The 10,993-nt window shown below is 46.6% G+C and carries 10 protein-coding genes and 1 pseudogene; all 11 read right to left on the reverse strand.

The features are described from left to right. Nucleotides 1-246 (reverse strand): annotated as a pseudogene (locus tag PGX78_RS03440) (D-alanine--D-alanine ligase); the annotation flags it as partial. Continuing rightward, entirely contained in the window at nt 243-1,631 is a 1,389-nt protein-coding gene (gene murC, locus PGX78_RS03445; RefSeq protein WP_270445409.1) for a UDP-N-acetylmuramate--L-alanine ligase, read from the reverse strand. The gene murC and the pseudogene PGX78_RS03440, both read right to left, overlap by 4 nt. 2 nt (nt 1,632-1,633) lie before the next feature. Then, nucleotides 1,634-2,770, reverse strand: coding sequence for an undecaprenyldiphospho-muramoylpentapeptide beta-N-acetylglucosaminyltransferase (gene murG / locus PGX78_RS03450; RefSeq protein ID WP_270445410.1), 1,137 nt, complete (start codon nt 2,768-2,770; stop codon nt 1,634-1,636). Nucleotides 2,771-2,802: 32 nt separating this feature from the next. Next, nucleotides 2,803-4,167, reverse strand: a complete 1,365-nt coding sequence (gene murD, locus PGX78_RS03455) for a UDP-N-acetylmuramoyl-L-alanine--D-glutamate ligase (protein ID WP_270445411.1) — start codon at nt 4,165-4,167, stop codon at nt 2,803-2,805. A gap of 20 nt (nt 4,168-4,187) precedes the next feature. Next, complete coding sequence (gene mraY / locus PGX78_RS03460) at nt 4,188-5,153, reverse strand: phospho-N-acetylmuramoyl-pentapeptide-transferase (RefSeq protein WP_270445412.1); 966 nt, start codon at nt 5,151-5,153, stop codon at nt 4,188-4,190. 5 nt (nt 5,154-5,158) lie between these two features. Further along, on the reverse strand, nt 5,159-6,532 hold the full coding sequence (locus PGX78_RS03465) for a UDP-N-acetylmuramoyl-tripeptide--D-alanyl-D-alanine ligase (RefSeq protein ID WP_270445413.1): 1,374 nt from the start codon (nt 6,530-6,532) through the stop codon (nt 5,159-5,161). A gap of 2 nt (nt 6,533-6,534) precedes the next feature. Then, nucleotides 6,535-8,031 (reverse strand): UDP-N-acetylmuramoyl-L-alanyl-D-glutamate--2,6-diaminopimelate ligase, encoded by a 1,497-nt coding sequence (locus tag PGX78_RS03470; RefSeq protein WP_270445414.1) that lies wholly within the window; start codon nt 8,029-8,031, stop codon nt 6,535-6,537. A gap of 73 nt (nt 8,032-8,104) precedes the next feature. After that, nucleotides 8,105-8,467 carry a septum formation initiator family protein gene (locus PGX78_RS03475; protein WP_270445415.1) on the reverse strand — a complete coding sequence of 121 codons (363 nt, stop codon included), beginning with the start codon at nt 8,465-8,467 and terminating at the stop codon, nt 8,105-8,107. A gap of 47 nt (nt 8,468-8,514) precedes the next feature. Continuing rightward, the gene (rsmH, locus tag PGX78_RS03480) at nt 8,515-9,447 is read right to left on the reverse strand and encodes a 16S rRNA (cytosine(1402)-N(4))-methyltransferase RsmH (protein WP_006942968.1); all 933 of its coding nucleotides are present in this window, start codon (nt 9,445-9,447) and stop codon (nt 8,515-8,517) included. 9 nt (nt 9,448-9,456) lie between these two features. Continuing rightward, the gene (gene mraZ / locus PGX78_RS03485) at nt 9,457-9,897 is read right to left on the reverse strand and encodes a division/cell wall cluster transcriptional repressor MraZ (protein ID WP_040774177.1); all 441 of its coding nucleotides are present in this window, start codon (nt 9,895-9,897) and stop codon (nt 9,457-9,459) included. 312 nt (nt 9,898-10,209) lie between these two features. Continuing rightward, nucleotides 10,210-10,993 (reverse strand): glutamate--tRNA ligase family protein (locus PGX78_RS03490; RefSeq protein ID WP_270445416.1); only part of this gene is annotated, 784 nt, incomplete at its 5' end.

Raw genomic sequence — 10,993 nt, forward strand, 5'->3', positions numbered from 1 at the left:
TTCACACGTTCCCTGTAAGACGCCGTCTTCACCGTATCGGCCGTGTAAAGCATTAAAAACAATATCGAACTGTCCTTCTTTTAAGGTGCGAGCCCATTCTTCAGGGACAAGCTCCGTAATAATCGGATCATATCCTTTTGCCCTTAGAGCAGCGGCTACATTCTTTCCCGAATTACGGGATACGGCCGCTTCCGTAGACGGCCCGCCGACAATGACGGCTATCTTTTTACCCTTTAAGTTTTTCATGCCTTACGGGACTCCTCTGCAGCTACAAAAGCCTCTCCGACCTTATAAATATCTCCGGCACCCATCGTCAAAATCAAGTCGCGAGGCCGGGCATTCTTGCGCAAATATTCGAGCAACTCTTCCTTTGTACCGATGTACTCTACATCCTGTCCGGTTGCAGACTTGACCTTGTCGCTCAAAAAGGTGCCGCCTATACCGGGGATAGGGTCTTCACCTGCCGAGTAGACATCTGTCAGAATCAATTTATCCGCACATGTAAAGGCTTTGCTGAATTCTTCAGCTAAAAGTTGCGTACGCGTATACCGGTGAGGTTGAAAAAGACACACGACACGATGCGTACCCATACTGCGTGCCGCCGCCAGGGTAGCATGAATTTCCGTAGGATGATGTGCATAATCGTCAACAACCCAAATGCCGTTTACATGCCCTTTGGTCTGGAAACGTCGTTTGGCACCGTGAAAGCGCGATAAAGCTGCTGCAATATCCTCAAAGGATATACCGCAGGACAAGGATACGGCTACGGTTGCCAAAGCATTCAGAACATTATGATTACCCGGCACATTCAGTTCAACGGATCCTAAAAATTCATCGTGTTTATACACGTCAAATATAAGCTTACCTTCATGGTAACCGATATTCTTAGCTTTGTAATCAGCCGGAGCTTCAATGGCATACGTCACAAAAGGACGCTTTACTTCCGACAAAAAGGCCTTGATTTTATCATTATCGGCACACAAGACGGCCAAACCCGTCTGAGGGTCAAGTAAATGAATAAAATCTTTAAAGGCCTGAATGACATTTTCAATCGTGCCGTAATGGTCCATATGGTCCGCATCGATATTGGTAACAACAGCAATGTGAGGATGTTCCTTTAAAAAGGTTCCGTCGCTTTCATCCGCTTCGGCAATGACGTACTCGCCCTTACCGAGAACGGAATTCCCCTGCAAATAATCCACTTCTCCTCCGATGACGAGGGTCGGATCCATTTTGCTTTCATAGAAAACCTGCCCTAACATGGACGTAGTCGTTGTCTTACCGTGGGCTCCCGCTACGGCAATCGCTTTGCCGTAGGTCATAATATGTACCAATGCATCGGCACGGTGAATGATCGGAAGTTGTCGTTTTCTGGCCGCCTCCAATTCTTCGTTCGTATCACGAATTGCCGAAGAAATAATAACTACCTGTGCATCACCCAAATTTTCAGCCTTTTGGCCGATGCATATGCGGGCTCCTCTTTGACCGAGTCGTTCCGTTGCGGGTGACGACTTGGCATCGGACCCCGAAACAATATATCCCTTATCAATAAAAATATCGGCAATAGCACGCATGCCCACGCCACCGATTCCGATAAAATGAACTCGGCTGACCGTATTTAAATCTATCATCTTTATCCCTCTTTTTTGGCATATTTGCTCTTTTTTGCCAGATCCAATGCTATATCGGCAATGACTGAAGCCGCGTCGCTTCTGCCCATAGCCAGACTGGCAGTCGCCATACGCTGTAATAACGGGCGATTTTCTTTTAAGTATATGATTTCATCAAGCAAATCGCTACCTGTCAATAATTTATCCAAAATCATGCGAGCCGCCCCGTTCATAACAAAGGCCTGTGCATTATAACGTTGATGATCTTCAGCTGCATACGGATAAGGCACAAGAATTGAAGGAATTCCTCTGGCCGCCAATTCGGCAAGTCCTACGGCTCCGGCTCTATAGACTACAAGATCGGCTGCCGCCAACACGGACGGCATATGGTGTGAATAAGGAACAATTCGACTCCCCTTACCGTAAAAACCTTGACCGTTGACTCCGTCAAGTTGTTTCATAACCCGGTCATACTCATGGTCACCCGTAATGTGAAGGATTTGAATGTCGTCCTCGTTCTTAAAATATTTATGCACTGTCAACATAGCCGTATTTATACTGCGAGCCCCGCGACTGCCGCCGGCAATGACAAGCGTAAATTTCTGAGAGTCGAACCCCAAAAAATCCAAGCCTTCCTGACGACTGACCGTCATAATATCCTGTCGCACGGGATTGCCGGTAAAGACGAGCTTGTTTTTCTGCTTAAATCGTTCCGCCGCTTCTTCATAGCCCAGAGCAATCTTATTGACTACCTTTGCCAGAATCGTATTGGTAACTCCGGGAATGACATTTTGTTCCTGAATCATCGTCGGTATGCCAGACAAGGCTGCCGCCATCAAGACGGGACCGCAAACAAAACCGCCCGTACCTATGACCACATGAGGCTTGAAATGACGAATAATTCGTTCCGCTTGAAACAGGCTGGCCGCCGTTTTTCCCGCAGTCACCAAATTGCGCACGGAAAGTCTACGTTCCAAGCCGCGCACGTCAAGAGTGACGAAGTCGTAGCCCTGTTTGGGAATAAGCGTATTTTCCAATCCCGTCTTGGATCCGACATAAAGAATCTCTGTCGGCTCCTTTTCTTTAATGGCTTCGGCTATGGTAATGGCCGGATAAATATGGCCCCCCGTCCCGCCTCCGGATATAATGACACGGCGCATGAAACTGTTTCCTCCTCTAGTGGCTATCGTATTTACAAGGACTTGACGATTTTTTTAAAATCGTCGCCCCGTTCTTCAAAATGATGGTACATATCGTAACTTGAACATGCCGGCGACAAAAGGACGGTCTGCCCTTTTCCAGCCGTTTCATAAGCTGTGCGAACGGCTTTTTCCATAGAAAATCCGACACGGCGGATATCCTTCATACCCGCTTTGCAAGCTTCCGCTTCAAAACGATCGGCCGCTTCCCCTACGAGAATGAGCGTATCTACTTTACGAGCCGCCAGTTTCATAAAACTCGTCAAGTCCGTCATCTTATCATGTCCGCCGGCAATGAGAATAAGGTGTCCCGAAAAGGCTTCCAGTGCCTTTTCGGAAGCATCCGTATTCGTTCCTTTAGAATCGTTGTAATACGGTACGCCATTTACATCGCGTACCCATTCCAAACGATGTTCAACTCCGCGAAATTCCGTCAACACCCGGCGAATAACGTCTATCGAAGCACCGGCACAATAAGTTAATAAGGCTGCAGCCAGACAATTTTGAATATTGTGTTTACCGAAAAGATGCAAGTCCGTTTCCTTGCACAGACACGTATCTTTTCCCTCCATACGAATATATAAATTGCCGTCTGCCGCAAAGGCTCCGACAGGCACTTCTCCATGCACGGAAATATACAGAACCGTACCGCTTAAATCGGAAGCCATGGCACGCACCGCCGAATCGTCATAATTTAAAATGGCGTAATCGTTCTTATCCTGGTTCAGAAAAATCCGCTTCTTGGCTTCCCCGTACGCTTCCATAGTATGATGTCTGTCCAAGTGATCAGGTGTCAAATTCAGTATAACGGCGCTCTTAGCCTTTAAGGACGAGGTGAGTTCCAATTGAAAGCTGGATAATTCCGCAACTACAACAGCCGACGATGGCAGGTCTTCCGCCGTTTCGGACAAACCGAAACCGATGTTTCCGCCTACGACGGTCTGTCGCCCTGTAGCCTTCATAATTTCACCCGTTAAAACGGTAGTAGTCGTTTTTCCGTTCGTTCCCGTAATCCCGATAAATTCCGCATCCGTTACATGAACCGCTACTTCCACTTCGCTCCAAACGGGAATCTGCCGTGCCGATGCCGCTTTTAGCAGCCGAGTCTCCGGCGATATGACCGGTGAAGGAACAATTATATCCGCCTCATCTAAAAGACTTTCGTCCTGATGACCGAAAGAACAGATAACACCTTCTTTCACAAGGCTCGTCCACGGTTCTTCCTGCAAATCATGTTCCTTCATATCACTCAACGTAACCTCGGCACCGTGGCGAGCTAAGGCAAGAGCCGCCGAGCGACCGCTGATACCGGCGCCGAGGACCGTGATTCTCTTTTTCGAAAAATCCTGTATGCTCATACTCACACCTGCTTTACGATTTATTTACCGCCTAAGACCGTAACGATGGCAATAATAGCCACAAGGGCTGAAAAAAGCCAAAATACCGTTACAACCTTCACTTCACTCCAGCCGGACAATTCGAAGTGATGATGTACGGGACTCATTTTAAAAATACGAACTCCCCGTGTTTTGAATGAAATAACTTGCAAAATAACGGACAGTGCTTCCAATACATAGAGACCTCCGGCAATGACCAGAAGTAATTCCGTTTTCGTCAAAATCGCCATAGCCGCCATACCCCCGCCTAAGGCCAGGGATCCCGTATCACCCATGAACATCTTGGCCGGGTGTTGATTATAGAACAAAAAGCCCAGGCACGCACCGGCCAAAGCCGCTCCGAAAACAGCAATTCCGCCGTAGCCCAAGGCTACGGAAATGACGACATAGGCTACGGCTGTAATAGCCGACGAACCGGCTGCCAAACCGTCCAAACCGTCCGTCAAGTTAACGGCATTGGTTGCCCCCACAATAATGAGGAATACGAAAAGATAGTAAGCTATTCCCAAGTCGACGGTAATATCCGTAAAAGGAATCCATACAGTCGTAGGCATATCGGCAAATACTTTCAAAGCTATACAGAAAATAACGGAAATAACGGCCTGACCCGCCAATTTCTGCTTAGCTGTAAGACCGAGGTTGCGTTTTTTTACAGCTTTTATAGAATCGTCTGCAAACCCGATGAGGCCGTTTCCCAAAGTTAGAAAAAGAGCCATCAGTTTAGATGGTTCCGCTCCGTTAAAAAGAAATACCGATACGGTTAATGCGAATAAAATCAGAATGCCGCCCATAGTGGGGGTGCCGGCTTTGTACTTATGACTTTCCGGACCTTCTTCCCGTTCTTCCTGTCTGGCATGAAACTCTTTCAGTTTTTTTATAACTAGAGGGCCCAAGGCCAGGCCGACGACCAGGCTGACAACAAACCCCAAAACAAGCGCATTAAACATTCACATTACTTCCTTTCAAAATAAGGCAGAATTTTCTCCATCGCAAATCCGCGCGATCCCTTGAGTAAAATCGTATCTCCCGCAACGGCTATCTTACGCAAAATTTCCGCACCTTCCTTGTGCGTCCGTACCTTATATACATTCTTCATGCCCTTTTGTTCGGCTCCGTCTGCAATATACGTCGCTTCATCACCCAAGGCAATAAGTGCGTCCGCCTTTTCCGCCGCCAAAAGAGCTCCGATTTTTTCATGTTCCGCCTTTGTCCAGTCACCCAATTCAAGCATACCGCCGAGAACGGCGATTTTCCGCCCCGATGCTACGCTCATAAGCGTATGTACGGCTTCGGCCATAGACGCGGGATTGGCATTGTATGCGTCATTAATAAAGGTCAGGTCTTCAAGGTGAATCAATTCCTGCCGCATAGGCACACCCTTATATTCCGCCAGCCCTTTTTGCATCTGATGTTCACTCATTCCGAGCAGGCGACCTACAGCCACGGCGGCCAGCGCATTATAAACATTGTGGCGACCGAGAACGGACATGTGTACATCCATAACCTGATCGAAACAACGACACGTAAAGGAGATTCCTTTTTCATCCGTTTTTATAGCTCCGGCCATGACAGGGGCATTCTCTTTAATACCGAAACTTACGGTTTTTCCCTTGCACTTTTCGGCCATAGCCGCCACCCGTTTATCATCACCGTTAAGAACGGCTGTACCGTCCGTGCCGAGGGCTTCTACCAACTCGCCTTTAGCCTTAGCGATATTGGCTTGACTTCCGAGAAGTTCAATATGACTTTTGCCCACATTGGTTACTACACCTATAGTCGGTTCGGCAATATCGGCCAACTCTTTAATTTGGCCCAAACCGCGCATTCCCATTTCGACTACACACGCCCCGTGTTCACCCGTAAGTTGTAAGAGCGTTAGCGGTAAACCGATTTCATTGTTAAAGTTCTTTTCCGTCTGCAATACATTGTACTTCTGTGACAACACGGTCGCAATAAGACTGCGTGTCGATGTCTTCCCGACAGAACCCGTTACGGCAACAACGGGAATGGCAAACCGACGGCGGTGATATAAGGCCAAATCCTGATAAGCTTTCAATGTATTCTTGACGACAAAAATCGTATAATCACCGTCAGGATACAACCGTCCGGCATCATCGACAATAACCGCGGCCGCTCCGAGACTGACGGCCTGTTCTATAAAATCGTGGCCGTCGAATTTTTCACCTCTAAGGGCTACGAATACTGCATCTTCACCGATAGTACGAGTATCCGTTTCAATACTCGAATAACGTATATTCTTACGGCCCTGTTGAAGAATTCGCGCACCCGTGGCGAGAACAATTTCCCCGTCCGTAAACATGGCCATCTTTATCTCTCCTTCAGTTCCCGCACTGCATCGCGGGCTACTTCTCTATCATCAAAGTGAATGGTTCCGTCTTTTAAAATCTGGTACGTTTCATGCCCCTTACCGGCAATGAGAACGATGTCCCCCGGTTCGGCAATTTCTATAGCCTTGTAAATAGCCTGCCTCCGATCGACAATCACTTCATGTCGCTGCCCTTCTTTCAAGGCTGCTCGCACGCCGCCTTCCACTTCGGAAACAATGAATTCCGGATCTTCCGAACGAGGATTGTCGGATGTGACAATGGGGATATCCGCATATTGTGCGGCAATGCCGCCCATAATAGGACGCTTCGTGCGATCGCGATCGCCACCGCAACCGAAGACGGTAATAATCCGATTCGGTTTCATGGCTCTGGCCGTAGTCAATGCTTTTTCCAAGCTGTCGGGGGTATGTGAATAATCGACAACAATAGCAAAATCCTGCCCCGCTTCAACTAATTCGAAACGGCCGGGAACGGAATAAAAAGTCTGAACAGCCTTATCAATAACATCTGTATCCACTCCTTCGGCATGAGCCGCGCCGATGGCCGCCAATGTATTGTACACGTTAAAGAGACCCGTAATATGCATATGTAAAGATACGGAAACAAACGGTCCTACGACATCAAAAGAGGAACTTTTCAGCCCTACTTGTAAATTCGATCCCTTCAAATCCGCATCTTTCTCAACACCATATGTCAAAACCTTGCAGGATGTAGCCTTTAAAATTTCGTCTGCATGAGGATCGTCGATATTAATAACGGCCGTCTTATTTTTCTTTACAGGAGGTTCCGCCGTAAGTCCGGAAAATAATTTCGCCTTAGCAGCTACATAATTTTCAAAACTCTTGTGGAAGTCCAAATGATCTTGTGTCAAATTCGTAAATACGGCCGTATCATATTCAATCCCCGCTACACGATTTAAAGCCAAGGCATGGCTGGACACTTCCATGACCACATACTCCATGCCTTCGGCATACATTAAAGCCAATAAGGCTTGAAGGTCTACTACGTCAGGTGTCGTATTATGAATCTCCAACTCTTTATCATCAATGAGTGCGTGAATCGTACCTATAACACCTACATGATACCCGGCTTCACGCAGTATATGTGCGATAATATGTGACGTCGTCGTCTTACCGTTCGTACCCGTAACGCCGATCATGCGCATTTTTTTACCCGGATAGTCATAAAAATACGGTACTATGTCTTCTAATGCCGCATGAATATCGGGAACCGTAATCTGCGTAATTTCTAAAGGCAAGTCCAGATGCTTATTTGTTAAAACCGCTACGGCGCCTTTTTCTACAGCTTGACCGGCAAAGGTCGCCCCGTCGACATGAACACCGGCAATGCAAACAAAAAGAAAACCCTTTTCTATTTTTCTCGAATCGGCGGATATGCCCGTAATTTCCGTATTATCTCGTCCGTCAATATTATATATACCTTTAATTTCTTTACAAAGTTCTTTAATTGTCTTCATATCCTGTCCTCCTCAAATATCCATTTAGCAAACAACAATAGCAGCCTTCGAAAAAAGGCTGCTCCCGTGTCATCTACTGTCCGTCCTGATTATGTTGTTCCTTATATAATACACTCGCAGGGACTACCATTCCCAATTCACTCGTTGCCGTTTTATAAATACGTTCGGGAGATTCGAGCTTGGCTATTTCGACCCGTAATATTTCGTTGTCACGTTGTAATTGTTGTACCGTCCGCTTTTCCTGCATCAGCGAATAACCGTATTCCGTTCTCATAGCGGACAAAGCTACATAGACAAGAAGAAAGAAGGCGCAAAGAAAAATAATTGAAAGAACTTGGGACATCCGCTCATTAAAACGTACTCTTTCTTTACCTGTCGGTACGGATATTCCGCGACCGCCCTGATATCCCATATATCCAGCTTTTCTTGCCAACATAATTATAACACATCCGTTTCCCGACAATTCACAAATTTACAACATTCCTATATCCGTGTGCCGACTCGTAACTTTGCGCTCCGTGCACGCGGATTGAGTTCCAGTTCTTCTTTAGAAGGCCCTATTCCCTTCCCCTTGACTTTTAAAATAGCTTCATGATGACACGTACATACAGGAATATGGGGAGGACAAATGCACCCTGTAGCCAATTTACGCAACGTCTGCTTGGCAATTCTGTCTTCCAGTGAATGGAAGGTGATAATCCCTATATGACCACCCGGTTTCAAGCGGTTAGCCGCTATCTCGAAGGTGTCTTGTAAGATTTTCAGTTCGTCATTTACTTCAATCCGGACAGCCTGAAAAGTCCGCTTCGCCGGATGAGGTCCGTCTTTACGAGCCCCGGCAGGAATAGCCTGCTTAATAACTCGAACCAATTCTTCAGTTCGTTCAAAAGGTTTTTCCCGTCGAGCTTTGACGATAAAAGAAGCAATGCGCTTGGCCCATCGTTCTTCACCGTAGTCTTTAATAATTCGATATAAATCGGCTTCATCATACGCATTGATGACATCATAAGCACTTTTCTTCCCATGTCGATCCATACGCATATCCAGAGGACCGTCATGTTGGTACGAAAAGCCTCGTTCGGGATTATCCAACTGATAGCTGGACACTCCCAGATCGAACATAATCCCGTCCACAGTAGGGATATTCAAATCATCAAGCACCTCGCCCAGATAGCGAAAATTACGTTGTACCGCCGTAAATCTACACGGTGCATCCTGCATTCGCTCTGTCGCCGCCCGAATAGCATCTTCATCCTGATCAAGACCTATGATCAAACCGTCCTTTACGAGCAAATCCGCCAAGGCACGGCTGTGACCGCCGCCCCCCAAAGTGCAGTCCACATAAATTCCTGCCGGATCCCCTAAAACGGCATGAATCGTTTCTTCTCTTAAAACACTGACATGATGAAATTCCATTGAGGCCTCCTAAAACTCAAGATCTCCGAAGCCTTCCAGCGTTTCGGCAATGGCCTCCATGGCGGGCACGGTCTTTTCAGAGTAAGCCGCATAAGCTTCTTTGCTCCAAATTTCGATCTTATCTCCCGTTCCCAAAACAATGACGTCTTTCACCAAATGTGCATACTCTCGCAATGTTGCCGGAATCAGAATTCTTCCCTGTTTATCAAATTCCAGTTCGGCGGCACTGCCGAAAAGAAATCGCTTAAAAGCACGCACGTTTTCCTTAGAAGCCTGCAACTTCTGCATGCCTGTCGCAAAACGAGCCCACCCTTCTTGCGTGTATACGGAGAGGCAACCTTCAAGTCCGCGTGTTACGACAAACGAAGTACCCAATTCATCACGAAACTTAGCCGGCATAATAACCCGACCTTTAGCATCTACGCTATGTGCGTATTCACCCATAAACACGGACTCGTCACCCCTTTCGTAAGATTTCTTTCACTTTTCACCACATTCTACCACATATAAACACTTTATGACAACAAAAAAAGCCTTGTATATGCTAAAAAATTTCCCGTATTTATGCGGTTTATCAAGTCTTTCTAATCCTTCCGAAGCAAATATAGTATATTTATTTTTCTGTCACCTTTTCATATACAATATATTGATTTTTATATTTACTTTATAATTTCTTCAAAATTCCGTAACATTTTTGTTTTTCTTTTACTCTTTTTCTTTTCCACAAAAAAAAGAACGGGATTGTATCCCGTTCTTCCATCTTTATATAAAGGTTTTCATTACTTCTGCCGGAGAGTGATCAATAATGAGGTCTTCCCTGCCTATTTGTGTGAAATCAACTAACTGTAAAAATTCCCGAGCTGTACAGGCGCGACGTTCTTTTATCAAACCGCCGCAGTATAAAAGATACCCTATAATCTGTCCGCTTTCGACACCGTCATCCCACAATTCGCGAAGCGTCAAGCCTTTCTGTCGTTTCGACAAGCGTCGCCCCTCACTATCTTTTAACAAGGGGACATGGGTATACGTAATAGGATTTTCATAACCCAAAAGGCGGCGCAACAGAATTTGTCGTTCTGTAGACTCCAATAAATCACGACCGCGCAGAACATGCGTAATATCCATAGCTCCGTCATCTACCGACACAGCCAACTGATAAGCGTACAGCCCGTCGGCACGACGAACGATAAAATCACCGCATTCTTTCGACAGGTCCTCCGACTGTGCCCCGTATACGCTGTCCGTATACGTAATAAGTTCATCCGGCACGTGCAGGCGCAAGGAAGGAGATTTTCCTTCCGGCCGGCTTTCCTCAGAAAGACCGTAACAATGACCGTCATATACATGATACTCGCCTTCATGAGGAGCACTGCTGATACGCTGCAAACGAGCCCGACTGCAATAACAGGGATAGATGAGTCCGTCTCTCTTCAACCGATTCAAGGCCTCTTCATACATAAAGTATCGCTTGCTTTGCACATAAGGCCCGTAGGAACCGCCCACATCGGGTCCTTCGTCCCAATCCAGCCCCAAACGTCTCATATCA

The sequence above is a fragment of the Megasphaera sp. AF13-6AC genome, from assembly GCF_027685385.1.
GTDB classification, from domain to species: Bacteria; Bacillota; Negativicutes; order Veillonellales; family Megasphaeraceae; genus Megasphaera; species Megasphaera micronuciformis.

Coding starts and splice junctions, on each gene's coding strand:
- murC (WP_270445409.1), bottom strand. CDS start 1,631: ATGATAGATTTAAATACGGTCAGCCGAGTTCATTTTATCGGAATCGGT.
- rsmH (WP_006942968.1), bottom strand. CDS start 9,447: ATGGAATTTCATCATGTCAGTGTTTTAAGAGAAGAAACGATTCATGCC.
- murD (WP_270445411.1), bottom strand. CDS start 4,167: ATGAGCATACAGGATTTTTCGAAAAAGAGAATCACGGTCCTCGGCGCC.
- mraY (WP_270445412.1), bottom strand. CDS start 5,153: ATGTTTAATGCGCTTGTTTTGGGGTTTGTTGTCAGCCTGGTCGTCGGC.
- PGX78_RS03465 (WP_270445413.1), bottom strand. CDS start 6,532: ATGGCCATGTTTACGGACGGGGAAATTGTTCTCGCCACGGGTGCGCGA.
- murG (WP_270445410.1), bottom strand. CDS start 2,770: ATGCGCCGTGTCATTATATCCGGAGGCGGGACGGGGGGCCATATTTAT.
- PGX78_RS03470 (WP_270445414.1), bottom strand. CDS start 8,031: ATGAAGACAATTAAAGAACTTTGTAAAGAAATTAAAGGTATATATAAT.
- PGX78_RS03475 (WP_270445415.1), bottom strand. CDS start 8,467: ATGTTGGCAAGAAAAGCTGGATATATGGGATATCAGGGCGGTCGCGGA.